This window comes from Pedobacter borealis DSM 19626 (assembly GCF_000708285.2).
In the GTDB taxonomy this organism is placed as follows: domain Bacteria; phylum Bacteroidota; class Bacteroidia; order Sphingobacteriales; family Sphingobacteriaceae; genus Pedobacter; species Pedobacter borealis.
In genome coordinates this window covers 1-23200 of record NZ_JAUG01000083.1, presented here as the reverse complement: position 1 = coordinate 23200, position 23200 = coordinate 1, and the positions used below count along the sequence as shown (strand labels likewise).

Sequence of the window (23200 nt, the reverse complement as noted above, 5' to 3'; positions counted from 1 at the left end):
TGCTGAAAATTATATCTTATTTACGCCTAATCCCGCTTTATCGTCCTGCTGAATTTATTTCAGCATCTTTTTAGCGTGAAAGACCCTGAAATAAATTCAGGGTGACGACCGTCTTAACAGAAAACTTGATTAAAACGCCACAAAATGAGATTTAATAATCGAACTCAGGTCAATAAGCAATTGGATGTTTGTCTTCAAGCTTGGATTCGGCCCTTTCCCATGTTGGCCATTCTTTTGCGAAATGGAAAAGGCTGAATTTTGATTATTACAGATTTAGTATTCCACATGATGGTCGTTCTTAATTGATTTACCCGACCAGGCTTTTTTTGCTGTCCAATCTTCTGCAGGTGCCGTCCAGAAAGGATTATCTACAGGCAAACCTAAAGGCAGGAAACCAAGTGTTGCCATATATAAGCTGCCTGTTGTGGTATAGTAATCGGCAATTTCCGGTTGATGGCCACAAAAGCCCAACTGCAACCATCCATTTTTGTCAAAAATATCATTGAAACTGAACATATTTCTCGCAACGGTGGTTATGGCACTGCGTACCTGTCCCGGCATTATGCCTTCAGGCAGTTTTTCCATTAAAGCCACCTGTGCCAATCCCTGGAGCGCTCCGGTACGGTAAGTTATAGACCTGCCAATCGGAGGAAATGTTCCCTCGGGTGAAATCATTCGTTCCAGCTGGCTGGCATAACGTTGCATTCTCTTTACTGCCAGATCATAAGACGCCACGGTAGCCAATTTATGTTCCGACAAAATTTTCAATGTATCAACCAACATCGAGTGTATTACATAAGAATTATAATAATCAAAAGAAAACATTGGTCCGTCACTATACCAGCCATCACCAACGTACCAGCTCTGTATTTTCTTTACCGCACCAAATATCCGCTCTTCATCATACTGCTCCCCGATAGATAATAAAAAGGTTTCGGTTATCGCACCGAAAAGCTGCCAGTTCGTATTAAATGGTTTACGTACCCTGAGGGCCTTAAATTCGGTTATGATCCTTTGCTTGGTTACCTCATCCAGTGGTTCCCACAAAACTTTTGGCGCACGGATAAAGGCTTGGGCAAGGTAAGCAGAATCAACAATGGGCTGATAATCAACCCGGAACTGTAAACAATCCGGGCTTGAAGGATCCACAGCATTTTTGAGTCCTGTAAGTGCCAATCCCCTTAATTTTTTTCTTAATTCGCCCTCATCGGTAGCATCATCGGGCAAGGCTAGCCAGGCTGCAATACCTGCATAGGTGCGGCCTACAATTTCTACGTAGATTGTAGAAACAGGCTTGGTATAATCAGACGACTTTTCTAGTGGCATATTCTTTTTTAGTGTGCCATCTGCCAAGTTGGAAAGTACTGGATAAACCATTTTATACATTAGTTTAATCCAATAAGCTCTGTCCTTATCGCCCGAACCCGGTAAATTATTTTTTTTAGATTCTTCGGTTGAACCGTTGGCGAATACACGCCCTGGAATACCGATGACTGTTAAAGCTCCGCCCAAAAAAAGATTCTTTAATGCCTGTCTTCTGTTGCCCATACTTTGAATATTGTTTTTAATGAATTGTAATTTATTAAAGATACCACTTTTTATACCTTGACAAAGCCTCTAAAAAGTAATAATCGGCATATGTCAAAGGAACATCGACCTCCGATTTTACAGGAAATGAACCCGTACTGTGCATCAATAAAAAGCCACCATTTTCGCCCAATCTGGCCCGATAAGCATCAGAGGAAAGTGAGCGGAGCATTTTTTCTGCTGCAGCAACGTAGGTTTTCTGCTCAGCCTTGCCAGCATACTGTCCAAGTTCCAGCAGAGCTGATGCCATCAAGGCCCCAGATGAGGCATCACGCGGAACATTTGGTATACCAGGTGCATTAAAATCCCAGTATGGGATCATATCGGCTGGCATATTCGGATTGCTTAGTATAAACCTGGCAATGTTTTTAGCCTGGTTGAGGTAGTGCTTATCTTTGGTAAAGCGGTACATCATGGTATAACCATACAGGCCCCATCCCTGTCCGCGGCTCCATGCAGAAGAGTCTGATGCGCCCTGTGCTGTTACCTTCTTTAACACCTTGCCTGTCTTAAGATCATAATCTATTACATGATAAGAGCTGTAGTCAGGCCTGAAGTGATTCGTAATTGTGGTATTGGCATGCGTAACTGCTATTTCCCTATATCTTGGATTACCTCCGTGATCGCTTACCCAGGAAAGCAGTTCGAGGTTCATCATATTATCGATAATTACCGGACATGCTAAACTTTCATCCGAATCCCATGACTGAATTGCTTTAATTGATGGTCTATAACGCGTAGCCAATGATGCAGCAGATGTGTCGAGTGTATTTTTATATGCTGGGTTTTTCAATATGCGATAGGCATTGCCAAAGCTACAGAACATCATAAACCCTAAGTCATGATTGCCCTTAAAATGTTTTTCTTTTTCTAATATCGCTAACCTGTTTTTAGCCTCATTTAGTATACCGGTGTCTTTTGTATATTCATAAATATATAACAGGGTTCCGGGAAAAAAGCCACTGCACCACCACTTGGTGCTACTGGTTACCAATTTGTTTTTCTTTGGGTCATAATACCTCGGCATTACATTTGCCGGAACAGTTTTGGCCAGTACCTTATATTGCTTTGCGGCAAAACTAAATTGCTCATCTATTAGCTGCTTCATTCCACTCTTGGTCTCTCTGCCAGGTTGCGCCATTGTCAAAGAACTGCCTATCATAAGCAAAGCACTTAAAATTAAAACCTTACGAAAAGTTAATATTGGTTCTATTTTGATCATTTTTTTTTATTTCTAAGATAAAAAGGTGAAACCAGCTCAAAAGGAAGCCCCTTGTGAGATAGCTTTCTTAACATAAATACAATCGGGGGTAGCGATCGACTGCTCAAAAATATGATTCAGATTCTCAATGGAAATTGTCGATATTATCATTTTTATTGTTTACTAATCAACGGCTTTTTAACTGCTCATCCAGTAGAAGGTTTTCTCCTTTTACCTGAACCGGTTTAACAGTAAGAAACTTACTATTAATATTCAGTTATTTTGCGCTATGTCACCAATTGATGTTTTTTTTTGTAAAAAAACCTTAAAAACAAGATAATCAGAGACTACATCCAACATATTATGATAATAGATGTTTTTGTTTGCCTCTCCTTGAAAAGACACCACATAACCATTACCGTTTGAGTTTTCTGTAAAAAAGAAAACAAAATGACTATGGCTTAGCCAATTATGCTTGTTTATATTCGCAAATTCAATGTAACAGTCTACTTTACAGCTTCTAACATCCTGTTCATAAAAGCCAAGGCTATAAGCAATAGGAAGTTCTACTATCCCATAACTTGAAAGGTCTACCAATACCACGATTCTTTTTTCAGCGCCATTCATTTTAACTAAGTTCTGTTGCATTTAGCTTAAGGTTTTTAATACTAATCTTAAAAAATTATCGACGCATATGCTGCAGCATTTGTTTTTAAAGCCTTAATTGTTTATTCCAGCAGATTATTTTCTCCTTTAAAGTGAAACCAGTTAAAATCGGCATAGCCGTTATCGCCTTCTTTTTTTGTACTGAAGTTTAACAGCGCAAAGCGATTGGCTGTCCAGCTATAACCAAGGGCCATGTTAAGTTCATTCCCGAAGGAAATGAATTTCTTTCCATCCAGGCTGTATGCCAGTGCAGCTTTATAACCGATATGTGTGGCATTGGCTTTTATCCAGATTTTATTGGCTGAGAAATTTTTGATGCTATCGATCACCTTGTTATTGTTCACCATAATCAGTGTCTTTGTATTGCCTTCTTTCCTTATTGCTATATACGCATGGGGCTTTTGATAAATCCCAAAACCTGCAATATTACCATCTTTTAATCCCGATGCATCCATTTCTACAATCCCTTCAGAAGCTGGCCCCTGAACACGCTGGGTTAGCGTATTACGCGCCATGGTTATATCATTCGCAAATGAGGCATGCAAGCGCATATGGCCTTTCCGTTCCTTAAGCGACCACTTTGAATGGTCTGGGTTATGGTTCCACTGCCATTGCAAGCCCAGTGACTGTTGGCTAAATTCATCGGATGTGGCAGGTACTTTTATAGGATAACTTTTACCAACATTAGGTTTTTTATAGGTTGCTACCCCTTTACCATTTACACCTAACATCGGCCAGCCATCTACCCAGGTAACCGGTTCTAAATTTGGAACACGGCCTATTGCCCCGCGGTCCTGCATAATCATAAACCACCAGGAGCCATCTTTGAGCTGCATCATTCCGCCCTGGTGCAAAAAATTTCCGGGATAAAGATTATCGTCACGGAGGACAACTTTCGATTCGTATGGCCCATAAATACTGTCAGACCGTAAACAGATCTGCCGGCCATTTGTCCCACCGGTTGTACTTAAAATATAATACTTCCCCTTAACCTTGTACATATGCGATCCCTCCAAATAGGGATAATTACGGTTGTTATAAATTTCCTTTTGTGGTGTTTTTACTGATAAAGCATCAGCATTCAATTCTGTTATAAAGAGTTTTTCCTGCCCATGTGCTACATATACCTTCCCATCATCATCGAAGAACAAACCAGGATCATACATGAATTCAGGAAAAATCGTCCTCTTCCAGGGCCCTTTGATATCTTTTGCAACACACATGGAATAACTGCCTTTTGCGCCATTTCTGCTCGGGGTACAAAAGCCAACATAAAACAATCCGTTATGATGCCTGATCGTTGCTGCCCAGGAGCCATTACTGTACATACTTCCCCCTTGAAGGTTATATCGTGGATCTTCGTCATACTTATCTACCGCGTAGCCAACCATTTCCCAGTTCACCAGATCTTTAGAATGCAAAACAGGACAGCCCGGCACATACTGCATACTGGTAGAAACAAAGTAAAAATCGTCGCCCACCCGGATAAAATCGGGATCAGCCCAATCGCCCCAGAACAAGGGGTTCTTAAAGGTGCCATCTCCGTTATCGGCGGTCCATACATTAGCAACAGGTTTCTGGATAACCTGTTGCGCTTTACTAAACTGAAAGCTCAGCAAACCAATACCTGCAATAACTAGTTTAATTTTTGAATGCATTTATTAAATATTCTTTGATGGACCTATCCCCTCGTTTTTTGTATGAAAATTATACTTTATAATACTGCTCCCATCCTTTACGCGGCGGTGGACCGATCAATAGTTCGTTTGCATTTTTACTACTGGTAATTTTCTTCCTTTTCCTGTCGAAAACTATTTTTTCTCCTGTCCACTGTGCCAGTACGCCAAGGCAGAATACCTGGCTTAACGGTCCTGCAATATCAAAAGAAGAACGGGTCTGCTCCTCCCCCTTACATGCTTTCAGGAAATTGGCAAAATGGTTTGATGGGCTCAAGGGCACAACAGGTAAGCGGGAAGCCATTTCCTTTGCTTTTTCTTCAGGAATAATGGATAAGGTACTGCCATGCGAACCGCCTTTAAAAGTGAGGTCTTTGCCGTAAATAATTTTGCCCGGATTTAATTTAGCTGCAGTGACAGCGCCATTGCTTGGTGGTGGAATATTGGGATCGAGCCCCTGTACACCGTATCCGGCCGGTATTGGCGGAAGATTGTCTATTCCATCATACCACTTTACTTCAACGGGCGGCATACCGCCGCGTTTGGGAAACTTGAACGAAAGTGTCGATGACATCGGATAGAAGAAGTTATTGTGCCCATCCAACTTTATCGGGTCTACCTCATAAGGAAGGCCGAGATCGAGAAACTGGTGGGAAGTATCAAGGATATGCGCCCCCCAATCGCCCAAAGCGCCCATACCAAAGTCGAACCAGCAGCGCCATTGCCCGTTCACAAAATCTTTGTTATACTGGTGCCCCTGGGTCTGCATCTGCCAGATATTCCAGTCGAGGGTATCGGGAATAGTTTCTGCCGGTGGGAACGAAGTGATCTTCGTATCCCAGCCATGCCAGCGCCTCGGCATATTCATGTGTGCGGTAATGGCCGTTACATCTTTAATGATGCCTGCCTCTACCCACGATTTATACTGGAAATAATTGGCTTCCGAATGCCCCTGGTTACCCATCTGGGTCACTACTTTCGGGTTTTTCCTTGCCGCTTTCATCATCAGTTCAACCTCGTTGAAAGTACGGGCCATGGGTTTCTCCACATATACATGTTTACCAAGGTCAATGGCCATCATGGTAATCGGAAAATGCGAGAAATCGGGCGTACCAATAGAAACCGCCTCGATCTGGTTGCCCATTTTATCGAACATCTGCCTAAAATCTTTGAAACGCGGTACATTGGGGAACATTTTCAGGATGGCCAGGGTATGTGGCGCTTCCATGTCCACATCACACAGGGCTACAATATTGGCAAGGCCTGTGTTATGGAGTTCGCGGATAATATCGCCCCCACGGTTACCGATGCCGATACAGGCAAGGTTTACTTTTTCGGCAGCACCAAAGCGGGAAGGATTCTGCCCATTTGCAAATAAAAAACCCGGCATTGCCGCAGCAGTAGAAGCCAGTAAAGCTTGTTTTAAAAACCTTCTTCTGGCGTTGTTGTTATCGGTCATATAAAAATATTGTTATGGTTGATCAATTAAACTATTGGCTATCGTGATTTCAATTCCCTGATTTTAATGCTCCTGAAGCTTACTCCGTTGCCATGGTCCTGTATTAAGATATGTCCTTTTGGTGCTTCGCCAAAACCTGGCCATACCTTGTATTTGCTCTGCGCAACCAGGTCGCGGAAAGCCTGCGATCCGCGGTCGTACTCCAATACTTTCACCCCGTTCAGGTAATGCTCAACATGGTTGTTGGGATAAACAATTACACGGCCGGTATTCCAGTTTCCCGGCTGACTGAAGTAGCGTTCTGTCTTTTTCGCTCTGATCAGATCGTACAGCGAACTAAGCGTACGGTTACCATCCCTGCCCAGTTTGGCATCGGGATGCAGGTTATCATCAAGCAACTGATATTCAAGCCCTATCGCAGAGCCACTGTTGTTTTCTTTTAAAGTTACAAAATATTTGAAACCGCTGTTTGCGCCTTTGCTTAATTTAAAATCGAAGGAAAGATCGAATGCGGCATACTGTTGTTTAGTTACAATATCACCTCCATTTGCCGATTCATCACCATTTGATGGCAATACGCTCAAAAGGCCATTTTTTACTGCCCAGCCCTTATCAGGAAAAGCCTTTTTATAGGCACCTATCCAACCATCGGTACTTTTGCCATCAAACAATAATTTCCAGCCACTCTCCTTTTCATAACCTGAAAGGCTATTGGCAACCAGGTTAACCACGTAAATACCCTTTGGAAAAGCAAGCGGTTTGATGTTTTTGGTCTGGATACGGATATTCTTCCAGAAAATATTGATCCCGGCGTGTTCCGGCCGGCCGATACCATGTACCTGCAGGGCAATTATACCCTGGTTGGCCGTTAGCGAATCAACCAGGTAAGAAACAGGTTGATCATCCAGCCAGGTTTTTACGGTATTGCCGATACATTCTATGCGGACCTTGTGAAAAACATTTGGCGAGAAAAACAGCTGTCCTTTTGGGTTGTTCGACACCGGATAAAGCCAGCTTCTTCTGCCCTCTTCATAAATACCACCGGTCCACTTGCGGACCGAAGGGTCAAATTCGTACTGGTAGCCATATATCAATCCTTTCCCATTATTCGCTGCGGCATCGAAATTACTTTTAAACTGCACACCCGAATTGGTGTTCGTATCAGTCATCATCGCTTCCATTTCCAATATAAAATCACCTGTAAAGCGCTTTTCGCAGGCCAGGAACGAATTAGGTGATTTTGCTGTTGTGGTACCGACGATCATGCCGTTTTTCACAGTATAGCTGGCCGAACCGGTCACCTGTTTCCAGCCATTAAGTGTTTTGCCATCGAACAGCGACTGCCAGTTATCCGACTGTGCAGCAGCATTTAATGTGATCAGTAAAAAAAAGACAGTTACAATTTGTTTCATTTTTTGTTTAAGTTGTTTATTTGTTTAAGATTAATTCGGGGCTTTATTTTCTTACCATTTCGGATTTTGGACCAGTTTAGCAGAAATATTGATCTGCGTCTGCGGAATCGGCATCAAGTTCATCCCGGGAAGCCATACGGATGGTTTGGTTAGACTAAACTCCTCATAGGTATAAGTGTTACCGGTCTTAACAATCTTCATACCCGTTAAATTTTTACCATATGTTTCCGGTCCAATTTTCCAACGTCGGATATCCCAGAAGCGATGTTCCTCATAAGACAGTTCAACCCGGCGTTCATCCCAGACTATCGTACGCATCTCATTTTGGGTCATCCCTGTTTTTAAACCATATTTACCATCAGTTCCCGCTTCTATTCCTGCCCTTTTACGGATCTGAATTATCGGGTCATACGCTAGCCCGGTCTGCCCAGATTCATTCAAAGCCTCTGCGTAGTTCAACAGTACTTCTGCATAACGTAAAAACGGGAAGAAATGCTGCGCTGAGCCAGCATCTTCAGTCATCATCTTACGGTTATAATAGCCTGTTTGTGTACCTCCGGTATAGGGTAGGGTTAATCCGTCCGAAGGTGCGCCCAAATAAGTATAAACTGGTGCTTTTACATTGCTTTTATTGAGGAATACTGCACCGTTATAAATAATCGAGCGGTAAAAACGCGGATCGCGGTTTAGATAAGGGGCCTGTGGGTTGTATCCTGAAGTTGGATCTTTGATTGCCTTACCGTTCTTCATCGGAAAAGCATTAACATAGGCACCATTAGGATGGTTGTGATAGCTATCACCGGAGGCAGAACAGGTAACCGGTAAATGGGCATTTTCCAGGGCACGATTGGCTGCGCTAAGGCGCTGAAAGATCATTTCTTTGTTTACACGTGTCAGATACAATTTGTAATACCCCTCAGCAGTGCTATTATCTCCATTGGTTCCCTCTAGCAGTTCATAAGCGCCCATATCTATTACTGCTTTGGCAGCCTCTGCTGCTTTCACCCAGCGGCCAGGGTCATAGGTAGGATATCCGAAGATTGGGTTGGGATCATCTGCACTGCCATTAAACAACGGGCTTGCTGCAAACAATAGCACCCGTGCTTTCAATGCCAGACAGGCACCTTTTGTTGCGCGTCCATAATCCATTGCACGTCCTTGGGCAATATAGTCTACAGGGAGGTCAGGGGCTGCCTCATTCAGGTCCTTAATGATATAATCCACACACTCCTGATAAGTGTTGCGGGGCAGGTCGAAATCTTCAGTAAGCAATAAGGTCCTATCAAGTAAGGGCACTCCGGCATAATGTTTTATGAGCAAATGGTAATAATAGGCCCGCAGAAACCGCGCTTCTGCCTTCATACGTTTTTTAATTGCCGGAGACAACGGAGACCGATCTACATTTTCGATAAACAAACAGGCTTTACGGATGGATTTATAGGTATTCGCCCACATATTTGTAAATGGATCAACCAGTGAGGTAGGACTGAAGATACCTTTCTGAAAATTGGCTGTTGGTCCTGATCCCGTTGCTGCGTAACGTGCATCCGATTCATCTGAAAACTCAGATAGTGAATTAAAGGCATTGATCCGGGTCAGCATGCTCTCTGGACCGAGATCTGCATAAACACTAGTTAAGATCTGGGTTGTTTTCAAACTGTCGGCCCAAACGTCCGCATCAAATATATCTGTCTGTGTATCGTTTTTGAGCACGCCTTCTTTCTGGCAAGCAGCCAAAACTAAGATTAAAAAAGCAGGGAGAATTACATATTTTGAAATTTTCATGATTGTTTGCATTAAAAGTTAAGATTTAAACCAAAACTGAAGACACGTTGCTGCGGATAATTTTCACCACGGCCAGAAGGCGATTCGGGATCAACTAGCTTTAAATAATCCCAGGTAAGCAGGTTCGCTCCATTTGCATATACCCGTAAGCTTTCTATGCCGATACGCTGAATAGCTTTCGGTGTAAACCTATAACCTATTTCTGCATTTTTTAGGCGCAGATAATCGTTTGAGCGCAGCCAAAAGGTGGAAGGAGCACTTGTACCTCTATTGTTCCCACCACTTCTGTGCAGTTTAGGATAGGTAGCTGTCTCGGCAGTTTCGGGAGTCCAGCGGCCTAAATGTATTTCCTGGAAACGACTGTTGTTGTCCCAGATCAGTTCACTGTCCATCCTTACGCTTCCATTCAGGGCGCCTTGCAATAAAAAGCTAAAATCAAAGCCCTTGTAACTAAGCCCAGCTGAAAACCCAAAGGTCGTATTGGGAACATTTGGGTAGCCAATGGCCCCTTTATCATCATCATTGATCACGCCGTCGCCATTTAAATCTTTATATTTCAGATCACCTGCCACGGGGTTGAGGGTGGTTTTAGCTACTTTAGGGTCCAGAATTTCTTCAGGGGTGTAGAAACCTAGTACCTCCCAGCCAAAAGCCTGACCCACCGGTTTTCCCGTCTGTTCTAACCAAGGATAATTCTTCCTTGGCTCATCGCGTTCCAATACCTTGTTTTTTGCCACAGATATATTTCCCCTTACAAAATAACCTACTTCCCCTATTGTACTATTATGACCTATTTCAAGTTCAAATCCTTTATTTCTTACCTTGCCCATATTGATATCAGGGAAAGTTACACCTACAAGTTGGCCCACGGTAGCCCGGGTGGTAATGATATCGAAACGTTCGTTATCAAAATAATCAAAAGTCAGCTTCAGTTTTGACTGAAAAAATTCGGCATCGATACCGATATTGGCTTTACGTTCTTTTTCCCAGGTAAGGTCCGGATTACCGACCTTTCCTTCTGCCAGCCCTGAATATGAGGTATGGCTTTCACCAAAACCGTAACTACCTGTAGCCACATATGTGCTTAGATAAGGATAGGTAGCCAGATCTCCGATACCGACATTATCATTCCCAGTTAGACCGTAAGATCCGCGAAGTTTTAAGAAACTGATAAATTTGAGGTTGTTTTTTACAAACGGTTCTTCACTCAGTGCCCAACCTGCAGAAACTGCTGGGAAAAAGCCATAACGGCTCTTATCATTAAACATGTTTGAGCCATTATAGCCGGCACTGAGCTCTAATAGATAGCGTTGCGCGTAGTTATAGGTGGCACGGCCAACATATCCTAAAACATTAACATCTTTACTTGCACCTAACTTGGTTGCATTTTGGGTATATAAAGCCAGTAAACTCACATTATGCTTTCCAAAATTATTGCTGTAATTTAGCGATGCCTGCAAATCAGTAACCGATTTAGGAGTCCCGCCACTACTTGTCAATGAATACGGCCTTAAAACGGGATCCGCGTTACCAAACAGGCTGTAAACCTTAGTGGCCGGATTATAACGATAGGAAGGGAACCTGCTCCTGTACAAACTCTTATCTGAAGTCTGTGTGTTATTGAATCCTATCTGCATTTTGGCCGAAAGTCCTTTCAGGACAAACCCCAACTTATGGGTCGCACTAAAGCTGGAATTGATCTCAGTCTTATAAGTTCTATCATAACCTGCCAAAGTCAACTGTCCGACTAAGTTAGGCTGATAATTCGTGGAAGAGGGCGCGGCAAATGTACCATCGGGATTATAAACCGGGAATTCATAGGCTTCATAACCCAGGCGCATTACCTGGTTGAATACGGATCGCCCAGCTTCCCATGGATGTGGCTGGTTAACATTCTGCAGGTTTGTATTCAGATTTAGGGCCAGATCTAGATTTTTATTAACGTTGATATCAAGATTTGAGCGAAAATTATAGCGTTTGAAATAATAGCCATTATCGGTATCACTTTCAAATTCTTTAAAAATTCCGTCCTGGAACAGATAACCTGCCGAAACGAAATATTTGACCCGCTCAGTCCCCCCCTGTACATTGGCATTATATTGGGTCTGCAATGAAGCTTTACGCATGGTCTCTTTTTGCCAGTCTGTATTTGGATATACATCGGGCATATCACCGGTCCGGTAGTGCTCCATCTGTTCAGCGGTGTAAGGGAAGTTCGCACCCTGCCCATCATTTTCATAACTTTCTTTAAGCAGCAGGAGCGCATTATAGGCATCCAAAAATTTAGGCAAGCGGTTCGTTACATTAACCCCGGTCTGTGAGCTAATGCTAACTTGAGCTGCTCCGGTTTTGCCCCGGCGCGTGGTCACAATAATTACGCCGTTCGCCCCCCTAACCCCATATACTGCCGTGGCAGAGGCATCCTTCAAGATAGAGATGCTCTCAACCTCGTTCATATCGATCTGTCCGATATCATCCTGCTGCACGCCATCAACGATGTAAAGCGGCGAAGTACCTGACCGAAAGGTACTGATCCCCCTGATCTGTATATTAGACTGGTCCCTGCCCGGCTGTCCACTGTTTTGCTGGGTAAATAAACCTGGTAGTTTACCCGCTAATGCATTGGTCATATTGGCTACTGGACTTTGTTTTAACTCTTTTCCGCTAACCGTGGCAATTGCACCGGTTACGGTAGGCTTTTTTTGTTTTCCAAAACCGACAACCACCACATCATCCAACCCGTTTTCATCGGCCTGTAACTGGATACGCAAAGTGGTTTCGCCCCTGAAGGTAATTTCGCGCGTTACAAAACCTGCATACGAGAACACTAGAATATTTTGTCGTTCGGCACCAATGGTAAAATTACCATCATTATCTGTAACGGTGCCTTTTTTGGTATCTTTAACTTTGACCGTTGCTCCAGGCAACGGCTGGCCTCCCCCATCGGTAACAACACCTTTTATTACCATGTTTTGGGCACTTACTATACCTGGATATAGGCATGCAAGCATATATATAATGAATAAAATCTTTCTCATGAAACACATTTGAATTAATGCTTAATTTTTATTTTCTTGAGGAGGCAAACGCTACCATCCTTCATTTTGACCCAGATTGGGATTTTTATTGAGTTCCACATAAGGTATAGGGTACCAATTTCTATTTCCATCAAATGAAACATCCTGTACCGGTACAATCTGATACGATAAGATACCGCCTGAGTTAACAATGTTCATGCCCTTAAGCTGGCCGTTTAAAACATCTTTGGCGATTTTCCACCGGCGTATGTCCCAAAAACGATGTTCCTCAAATGCCAGTTCGACACGGCGTTCATTGCGGATCAGCTCACGCATCTGCTCTCTGGTTAAACTACCGGGTGTTAATGTTGAAGTAATACCCGCACGTGTGCGCAAAGTATTTATGGCACTATAAACTGAGGCATCAGGTACGGTAAGCGCTTCGTTCTGTGCCTCGGCATAATTCAATAAAATCTCAGCATATCTAAAAATCGGGAAATTATGCGTTGCATTAGTATAAGAATCACCCGACGACCCGCCCGTATTCATAAATTTACGCAGGTAATATCCCGTTTTCGTTCCACTGGCTCTTCCGGGTTTGAGGTTATGTTTACCTCCCTGAAACAATTCCAAAGGGACATTTACCCAACTAAAACCGTTATAAAATATGGTGAGGGCAAAGCGATTGTCTCTACCCGCATATGGATCTGAAGGCAGATATCCTGATCCGACCTCATTGATTAATTTTCCATTTTTCATCGGAAAGGCATCTACGAGATTTTGAGTGGGATTGGTTATGCCCTGACCAGCCCGCTGAAAGCCTGGAGGTTCATTTAATTTTTCAACGGTCGAATTATCACTTTGCTGGTAGGCAAAAATGAACTCCTTATTTTTCCGGGTGGTGAACATTGTGCCAAAATTTGCCTCAAGGCCGTACAGGTTCAGCTTCATTACATCGTCTGCTGCTTTTGCCGCAGCCTGCCACCTTGTAACATCATTTGACGGGTTATATAGCGGACTGGCATTATACAACAATAGCCTGGCTTTTAAGGCCAGCACAGCCCCTTTACATGCACGTCCGATTTCACCGTCTGCTAAAGTGGTGGGCAATAGATCTTTAACAGCCTCACATTCACTCAAGATATAGTCAACACATTCTTTGTTGGTATTGCGTTTTAGCTGTAAATCATCATTAATCGTAAATACTTTATCCCCAATTAGCGGTACGTACCCCCAGCGTTTTACCAGTTCAAAATAGAACATGGCCCTTAGAAAGCGTACTTGTGCCTTATATTGAACTTTACGTATTTCCGGTATTCCAGAATTATCAATATTGGTCAGCAGTACATTAACACGCCTAATGGCCGCATAATTACTTGCCCATGGGTTTTCTGGTAAATCGGCAGGTCCCCATTGCCCAAGTTTAAATTTATCAACTGCAGCTGTATTGATAGCAGCGGTTAGGGCATCATCAGTACCTGCGTCCAGGTAATTCTCCTCTATGCGGTTAAATCCACGGGGCAGCTGTGCATAAATGCTGGCTACATATTCTTCGATCATATTGCCTTCCCTATCCTTGGGGTTAAATATGTCGGTAATATCTATTCGTTCTACAGGTGTTTGGTTTAATACGTCCTTCTCACATGAAGCACTGAACAAAGCCAATGCTGTTAAACAGCAAATCAGTTTATATGGTATTTTCATCTAATGTTTCCCTTTCTTTAAAATTTGACATTAACGCCTACAGTGTAGCTCCTGTACAGCGGATAATTATTGAACAATGCTTCCGGATCTATGTCCTTAAGGCCGGTAAGTGTAAAAGCATTATAAGCATTCACAAACACCCGGAGGCTGGAAAAATGGATTCTATTGACCAAGGTAGCCGGTAACGTGTATCCTATTTCCACATTTTTCAAACGCAGGTAATCGCCATTTTTAATCCAATAAGTTGATGTACGGTGGTTGTTGATGTTATTACCAAAGGACAAACGCGGATAGGTAGCGGTACTGGCTGTAGCTGGAGTCCAGCGGTCTAAATGATGCTCTTGAACGGTACCATTGGTTGTTAAACCCAATGTCCGGAATTCCCATGCATTATTTCCGGTAAAGAAAAAGTCTTTATTGGCAACCCCTTGTACTAAGGCGAAGAAATCGAAGCCTTTGTATTTCAGTCCAAGTGAACCCGAATAATTGATTGGATTGGATTTTCTGCCGATCGCCATTTGATCATCGTCATCTATCTTGTTGTCCCCATTCAAATCCTGATATTTAATGTCACCGGGTTTCAACACCGCATTAAACTGTGGGAAACTGGCGTTAATTTCTGCCTGTGATTGGAAAAGGCCCAAAGCCACTAAACCAAAGGGCTGTCCAACCCGCTCTCCGGTCCGTACCTGATAAGCATAACCCCGGGGTAATTCGTCCTGAAAAATTACTTTATTTTCAAATAGCTGCGCATTAGCGCCCAGGTTTATTTTCAGCTCCCCCAATTGGGCATTATAGTCCGTACCCAATTCAATACCTTTGTAACTGTTTATCCCAAGATTTTCTAGCGGATAAGTTAACCCTAAAATCGGGTTTGATACACCACGGGTCTGTAGCATATCATACCTGCGGCGGTTAAAATACTCGAGGTTTACGCCCAATTTGGAATTAAAGAAACGGGCGTCGATACCGGCGTTGAACACCCGGGATTTTTCCCAGGTAATATTTGGATTGCCAATGGACTGTTCATTCCATCCATTTACACCAGCGGCTGAATTACCAAATACGTAAGCAGTACCGGTAGGACTATAGTAAGGTTGGTAATCAAAATTACTGGCACGGTCATAACCCAGCAAGCCTGCTGAAACTTTTAATTTCAGTTGGTTAACTGCAGTTGTTTTCAAAAAGTCTTCTTTGGCCAGGTCATAGCCTGCCGATATTGCGGGGAAGACACCATAACGCCTGCCTTTTTGATATTGTTCTGATCCCTGGTAACTAAATGCCAGATCTGCAAAATATTTTTCATTGTAATCATAACTTACCCGCCCCATTAAACCTGCATAAGCACCGGTTAATGCCGTACCAGAATCATATTGGTCCCAGGTATAACGTAACGTGGCATCGATTGCATGTTTGTTAAAAGAACGGCTATAGTTAAGTCCCGCGTCATAATTAAAGCGTCTGGTATAACTGTTCACCACAGCACCAGTGCCGAAATTGGCATTGGAACCGAACTGGGTATACGACTTATCGGTGTTTAACTGATAAACCGCAAAGTTGGAGCGGTTTCTATTCAGGAACTGGTTATAGTAGGAAGTATAATGCGCCGATCCTGTTAACGAAAGCCCTTCGGTAATAAAATTAAGTTTTCGGCTGATCAGGGCATCTACCAAAGCGGTTCTTCTATTTTCACGGATGAAACCGGTTTTATACAATGAGCCATAAATATTTTTGGTATATAACGAATTACCGCCCATTGAACCATCCGGGTTAAAAACAGGATAAGCGTTCGGCGGGGTATTTCTCATGTCATTAAAAAGCGAATTGACATCTGTACCCGGGCTGTTAGATTTTTCGTACTTGCCGGCCAGACGAAGTCCGATGGTGGTATTCGGATCGATATCTACATCCACATTTGAACGGAACGCATAACGGTTGAAATCGTTATTGGTATTATAATCGTTCGGGCCATCTTTAAAAATCCCGGCCTGGTTTAAGTTCTCGAGGGCGACAAAATATCGTGCGGAACTGCTCCCACCGGCAACATTGAGATTAAAACGGGTAAAATTATACGATGGTTTTAGGGCCATCTTATACCAATCATTGTTAGGATACTTAAATGGGTCCAGGCCTGTACGATAGCCTTCCAGATCTGCCGGGGAATAAGGCGCAACAGTAGCTCCATCATTCAATGCCGCTTCGTTTGCTAATAGTGCATAGTTATACGAATCGAGATATTTAGGCAGATAAGTAGGTTGCTGTAAAGCTCCCTGAGCAGAAAAATTGATCGTTTGCTTCGCATCAGTGCCCCCTTTGGTTTTCACCAGTATTATCCCATCCGAACTGCGCAGTCCGAATGGTGCCAAAGATACCGGGTCTTTTAACACCGTTATCTCATCAATTTCATTGATGTTCAGCTGGTCAATATCACGTACAGCACCATCAACAATAATTATAGGAGAACTGTTTCTAACCGAAAAGTTAGAGCCGTCATTACCTAAAGAAATCGATTGGGAGGTAACCAGTCCCAACAGTCTGCCGGCGAGTGTATTACTGACTACAGGTGAGCCAACCGAACTTAACTCATCCGCTTTAATACTGGAAACAGCTCCCGAAAAGGTATTGGCTTTATGTGTTCCGAACAAAACATCCACCGGTTCTCCGGTTTCATTTTTCTCAAGCAATACATTTATATCTTTAGCTACAACCTTCTGCTCCTGTTGGGCATAACCTTCCAGTTGATAGATAAGCACATCATTCACATCGGCTTCCAGGCTATAATAGCCATTTTCATCGGTAAGCGTGTTAGCAGCTTTACCCTTAACACTCACCATCACTCCCTTTAGGGCTGATCCCTGCCGGTTTTTTACCTGCCCCTTTGTTAATCTTTGATCATAATAATGGCGTTCAGATCCTTTGGGTATAGTGGCACTTGCTACATTGTAAATCAACAAGCCTGCTGTTACAATGAAAATCATTAAGTAATTTTTCTTCATGCGCTCCTCCTCATTAGGTCGACACATGTCAGACATTTTCTTTTCATACAGTTATTTGGTTTAGGTTACTTATTAGCCATGGCGGCCACAATTCGAAAGGGTAAATTTGGCACAATCAGACAACAAATGACGTCGACAATTCTGTTTAATATGTAGGAATATTTTGCATTTTGTAACCTTTTTACCCTTGATAAGGCTGTATGGTCAAAGTGGAGTATTAAAAACCTGACAGGTAGATAGAGGGAAATTATTTACCCAAGGACTCCTCCAAATTTAAATTCTTTCATCATTTTCAGGCTGTCGTTAACAACAGCCGGAGCAGGGTTCCATGGGTTTTCCATACTGCCCTTCTTGTGACAGATACCCGTAATTCCGTTGAATTCTACTCAATGATAAACACTGCCTTTGCCATTCTGACGCGTTTTCTCTGCCGCGCTAATGCAAGGGTTGGCAACGGCTTGGGGAAAGATTAATTGATGTATAGTGAAATCCTTTCAAAGACCCTAAGCAGGAGATTAGAAAGCTGTTCTATCGTTTACTAACAGTTATCGTTACAAAATCTGGTGATGATTTTTTCGCATCTTACAAACCTTTGTGGTTCAGGAAAGAACCCTCAAGAGCTTAAGTAGTCACGCGGCGTCTGTCCAAACTGCTTTTTGAATTCCTTTGTAAAATAGCGGAAATCGATAAAACCAACCATGCCTGAAACCTCCGAAATATTATGACCGGACACTTTGAGCAGTTGAGCAGCCCTCTTCAACCTGATGCTTTTTGAAAATTCGTTTACAGTCATATTTGTCAGTGCTTTTATCTTTTTATACAGTACCGACTGGCTCATGCCCATCCTCTCGGCCAAAAGATCTACTCCGAATTCCCTGTTTTCTATACCTTGCTCAATTATTTTAATGAATTTGGATAGGAATTGTTCATCCCTGGTATCAAGTAGCGTATTGCTAGGCTCAAAAATGAATTGCTTACGGTATTTCTGACTGATTCTATCGCGGGCTGCCATAATATTCCTAACCGACAACTGCAGCACCTTAATACTGAACGGCTTGGTAAGGTAGAGGTCAGCTCCAGTACTTAAGCCGCTGATCTGATCGGACTGGGTATCCTTTGCTGTTAAAAGAATTACGGGAATATGGCTGGTCCGTTCATCTGTTTTGATTTCGGCACAAAGTTCAAAACCGTTCTTTTTGGGCATCATTACATCGCTGATGATCAGGTCTGGAATTTCCGTGATGGCCAGTTGAAGGGCGGCCGCTCCGTCTGTACTTTCCAGTATCCGATATTCCGCGTCTAACAAATCCCTGATCATAATCCTTAGTTCCTCATTGTCGTCGGCAATTAATATAGTATAACTTTTTCCATCCGGATCTGTTTCCTCAGCTACGGTTTTGTTCTCAGGATGCATGTTGCCAGGCATTGGCAAACCAACGGTAAACTTTGTAAATCCAGGTTTACTATCTACAGTGATTCTTCCATGATGGAGTTCTACAATATGTTTGCTTAACGCTAAGCCGATTCCATAACCGGTATTCTGTGAAGCATCATCTATCTGAAAGTAGTTGGTAAACAGTTTATCAAAGTAGGCCAGAGAAATCCCTGCCCCCGTATCTGAGACACTGATTAGGACTTCGCAATCTTTGACAGCAACCTCAAGAACGATCTCTCCTCCGGCGGGCGTAAACTTAACGGCATTGGAAAGGAGATTAAAAATAACTTTTTCAAACTGTTCTTTGTCAAAAAAAGCAAAAACGGGCTGGTCAGGATGCAGAAATACAAGGTTCAATTCTTTTTTCTCACAGACTTGCTGAAAAGTAATATAGATATCCCTTAAGAAAAGGATCAGATGATTATCCCGCATATGAAGCTTCAGGGTCTTCGATTCGGCTTTCCGAAAATCCATTAATTCGGTAACAAGCCCAAGTAAACGGTCGGCATTTTTCTTTATGTTGAACAACTGTTTGTTGACTAGACTGTATTGGGTGCTTTCTTCTAGAACCTTTTCAAGCGGTATCATAATCAAAGACAGATGAGACCTGATCTCATGTGAAATATTCGTAAAAAAATTCAGTTTGATCTGATGAAGTTCTTCATCTTTTTTCAGAAGCTGTTTCAGATAGAAAAAACGGAGGATAAAAAAAGCAATACCCATAAAAAAGAGGGTATAAATAAGGTAAGCCCACCAGGTTTGCCAGAGTGGTGGAAGTATGCGGATATGAAGGGTCTCAACCTTGCTCCAGATCCCATCATTGTTTGCACCTTTTACGCTGAAGACATAATCTCCAGATGGCAAATTTGTATAGGTTGCCAACGGCAAGGGGCTTTCGATCCAGGCCTGATTAATTCCTTCCAGTTTATATGCATATCTGTTCTTACTCGGTTTAATATAGTTTAGCAGCGCAAATTCAATGGTAAAAATATTTTGTTTATCATCAAAAATAAGCTGGGGTTTAAAAATGATATTTTCAGGCAGTAATTCATGTCCTTTGGCCGGTACAACATTATGATTAAAAAGTTTGAGCCCCGTGAATACAAGAGGAGCCTGATAATTATTACGCTTAATTTCTTCAGGAAAAAAATGGGTTATGCCATTCAGCCCCCCAAAAAACAGTTCTCCATTTTTAGCCTTATAGAGTGATCCGGAGTTAAACTCCTCCGATGCCAGTCCGTCTGCAACAGCGTAGTTCTCAATGCTTTTTTTCTTTGGGTCCAATTTCGACAGGCCATTTATTGTACTGATCCAGAGGTTATTGTGTTTATCCTCGAGAATACCGATAACATTATCGTTGCACAGGCCATCTTTGGTGGTATACCACTGAGTTATTTTTTTTGTATCTGGATTATAACAGCACAGTCCTCCATAATTAAGCCCGATCCAGATATTCCCGTTATGATCCTGAGTTAACCAACTAAATGATTTCGTTTCACCTCCCCTGCTATGTATCTTTATTTTGGAGATCATCCTGTTATTTTTGCTAAGGCGGTAAATCTCATCCCAGGTAACTATCCACAAATTACCTGCCTTATCCTCAAAAAACATCAGAATGGTCTTATCCTTCAATTTTCCCATGAAAGTAAAATTCTTTATAGGATTAAACTGAGTGCCATTGCGATGATAGGCACCATTAGTCCCCATGCCACCTATCCAAAATCTATTTTGTGAGTCTTCCAGTATAGATAATACTGCAGAACGTTTCAATTCAAACGCACTTCTGTGTTTAAAAAAATGCTTGAATGTCCCACTTATGGGTTCAAAAAGATTTAATCCTCCACCACTGGTACCCACCCATGTATTGTTGTCTTTATCAAGGTAAACAGTTTTTATAAAGTTGGAAGATAGCGAAGTTGGATCGTCTGGCTGGTTAACATAGTAATTGAATCTTTTTGTTTGCCGATCAAAGTAATTTAAACCACCGCCATCAGTTCCGATCCACAAGCTACCCTCTTTAGCTTGAACAATGGAGCGGACCAGACTGTTGTTAATTCCCGAATTGTTTCCTTTCTGTACTATGGTATTAAATAAAGTTCTTGTACCATAAACTACGTTTACTCCGCCATAATAAGTCCCTATCCAAATGTTATTGCTTTTATCTTGATAAAGACTCCATATCGAATTTTGGCTAAGGCTTCCAGGATCATTAACCTGATTCCTATAGGACATAAAACTTCTTCTTACAGGATTAAACACGCTCAAGCCTACCTGGGTTCCGATCAGAATATTACCTCGTCCATCATTCATCATTTTCCGTACGGTATTGTGAACGAGACTATTTGGATTTCCAGATCGCTGTTTGTAATGTTCAAAAGTTCCCTTATTGCGGTTAAATAGATTTAGCCCCTGGCTCTCACTAGCCATCCAGATATTACCTGCTCCGTCTTCTAAAATTGACTTAACCGGACTATCACTGATGCTTCCCGGCAGACCAGGATCATGAACAAAAGATTCAACTTCGGAAAAAATATGTTTAAACCGGCTTTTTACAAGGCCTTTCTCTGTTCCTACCCATAAAAAACCAAAATGGTCTTCATATACACACAAAATTTCACTGTTTGCCAATCTGGATTCCAGCCCCAATTTCGAGGCACTTACAAATACAGCAGTTGAGAAGCGTCTTACAAAAAGACCTTTATTTGTACCTACCCAAAGATTCTTTTTCTTATCCTCATATATACAGTAAACCTCAGGTTTCGTGCCTTTTTTAAATAAAAGGTCGATCCGCTTAAAATTGTCAGTTGCAGATACATAACAATTTAATCCTTCTGATGTACCAATCCATAGTTTTTTTCCGCTGTCAAAAAACAATGCATTGATGTAATTATCACTAATTGAGGTCGTATCGGCAGGGTTACTTATGTATGTGCTAAACCGGCTGCCATCATATCTATTAAGTCCATGGCCTGTGGCAAACCACATAAATCCTAAATTATCCTGGGCAATGGCAAGAACAGAGTTTCTTGAGAGTCCATCTTTTACCGTCAAATGTTCAAAGTATAACTTTTGTCCCTTGACATTTAAAGCAGAACCTAAAAATGCCCAAATAAGGACGATACAAGTGTATTTTTGTTTAAAACATTCATACATCAATTTAGAAATCATAAAAATATTTCAGGAGGGTTATTTAGAATAAGTTCAACATAGATAAATATAAGATTTTATTCATAACCATGCTTAACTATCGACAGTTAAAAAATGAAGTCTTTTATATCCTGCTAGTTCTTCATTCCAGTTGGCAAGCTTCATTCCTATCGGATGACTAGTATCTGAAACTGAATTTATAAGATTTAACACCCCCTATAGAAATAGATGATTTAATAATTAGCACAAGAGAAAAGAAGTGCACTTTAAGTTAAGATTTGGTTATAATATAAGAGCTAGACCTTATATGGATGTATTTTTAACTTTCAAGTTGATTTATAGGATTGGAATTTATCTTATATGCTTAAGGGACAAAGCCAACACTAAAAAAAGAGCCCCCCTTATTTGGGGGGTACTCTCTATTGCTATTTTAAAACTGGATAGATTATAACTTAATTACTTTTACAACGTTTCTTTGTGTGCCCTGTTTTATTTCTATCAAATACATCCCTGGAACAAGTTCATCTCCAAAATTTAGCTGGTCATGAGCATCTGTTTTAGCTTCTTTAACCAATTGTTGGGCTATATTATAGACTTTATAATATACTATTTCTTTACTAGGGCCTTCAACATGCACTTTAAATGCACTGGTACTCGGATTTGGCCATGCCTTAACTTTTAATGCTTCGGAAGGCAAAATGACGGTATTTATATCCTCGTTAGAGAATACTTCTTCCGTGTTTTGTATGTTGTTGTTTGGCTCCTGATTCAATAAGAGTTCTGGTCTGTTGCTTGCAGCTTCTCGTGAATTAAAGCTTACATTGTTGGCCGAGCTTGTGGTTCCCTGATTGATTAACCTGAAAGAAACGATTTTCTTGTTCGCTGCCAATTGGCTGTTGATATAGGCTGTTACGTCTAACTCATACCATCTACCATTTATATTATTGACGGTATAATTCCCTATCAATGTGCCGGTCTCAGCTGGTTGGTTATTCCAAGTAATTGTACTTTCAGCCCAGGTTGTATTGGAAAGTCCATATACAGATACTACCCTGGTTGGATCTGCACCAACACTGGAAACATAAACCCGCAATTTCGCACTTTCAACGCTGGAT

General features: G+C 41.9%; 12 protein-coding genes. All 12 read right to left on the bottom strand.

All coding sequences use genetic code 11. The features are described from left to right. Positions 1 to 273 precede the first annotated feature (273 nt). Entirely contained in the window at positions 274 to 1548 is a 1275-nt protein-coding gene (locus tag AW17_RS18485; protein WP_029278779.1) for a DUF2264 domain-containing protein, read from the bottom strand. Positions 1549 to 1582: 34 nt separating this feature from the next. Continuing rightward, a complete protein-coding gene (locus AW17_RS18480) occupies positions 1583 to 2695 on the bottom strand; it encodes a glycoside hydrolase family 88 protein (RefSeq protein WP_245235099.1) in 1113 nt (370 codons plus the stop codon). 366 nt (positions 2696 to 3061) lie between these two features. Beyond that, positions 3062 to 3436, bottom strand: a complete 375-nt coding sequence (locus tag AW17_RS18475) for a hypothetical protein (RefSeq protein WP_029278775.1) — start codon at positions 3434 to 3436, stop codon at positions 3062 to 3064. 80 nt (positions 3437 to 3516) lie between these two features. Then, positions 3517 to 5112, bottom strand: a complete 1596-nt coding sequence (locus AW17_RS18470; RefSeq protein WP_029278773.1) for a glycoside hydrolase family 43 protein — start codon at positions 5110 to 5112, stop codon at positions 3517 to 3519. 49 nt (positions 5113 to 5161) lie between these two features. Next, positions 5162 to 6589: a Gfo/Idh/MocA family protein gene (locus AW17_RS18465; RefSeq protein WP_029278771.1), complete on the bottom strand. Its 1428-nt coding sequence runs from the start codon at positions 6587 to 6589 to the stop codon at positions 5162 to 5164. A gap of 38 nt (positions 6590 to 6627) precedes the next feature. After that, positions 6628 to 8001: a 3-keto-disaccharide hydrolase gene (locus AW17_RS18460; protein ID WP_029278769.1), complete on the bottom strand. Its 1374-nt coding sequence runs from the start codon at positions 7999 to 8001 to the stop codon at positions 6628 to 6630. A gap of 51 nt (positions 8002 to 8052) precedes the next feature. Continuing rightward, positions 8053 to 9786, bottom strand: coding sequence for a RagB/SusD family nutrient uptake outer membrane protein (locus tag AW17_RS18455; RefSeq protein ID WP_167343698.1), 1734 nt, complete (start codon positions 9784 to 9786; stop codon positions 8053 to 8055). Between the two features lie 11 nt (positions 9787 to 9797). Then, positions 9798 to 12797, bottom strand: coding sequence for a SusC/RagA family TonB-linked outer membrane protein (locus AW17_RS18450; RefSeq protein WP_029278765.1), 3000 nt, complete (start codon positions 12795 to 12797; stop codon positions 9798 to 9800). A gap of 78 nt (positions 12798 to 12875) precedes the next feature. Further along, positions 12876 to 14507 (bottom strand): RagB/SusD family nutrient uptake outer membrane protein, encoded by a 1632-nt coding sequence (locus AW17_RS18445; protein ID WP_051691954.1) that lies wholly within the window; start codon positions 14505 to 14507, stop codon positions 12876 to 12878. A gap of 17 nt (positions 14508 to 14524) precedes the next feature. Next, entirely contained in the window at positions 14525 to 17503 is a 2979-nt protein-coding gene (locus AW17_RS18440; protein WP_167343697.1) for a SusC/RagA family TonB-linked outer membrane protein, read from the bottom strand. A gap of 613 nt (positions 17504 to 18116) precedes the next feature. Then, a complete protein-coding gene (locus tag AW17_RS18435; protein ID WP_083488768.1) occupies positions 18117 to 22106 on the bottom strand; it encodes a hybrid sensor histidine kinase/response regulator transcription factor in 3990 nt (1329 codons plus the stop codon). Between the two features lie 424 nt (positions 22107 to 22530). Beyond that, positions 22531 to 23200, bottom strand: a 670-nt coding sequence (locus AW17_RS18430; protein WP_029278757.1) for a CBM96 family carbohydrate-binding protein, incomplete at its 5' end; no start/stop codon positions are given.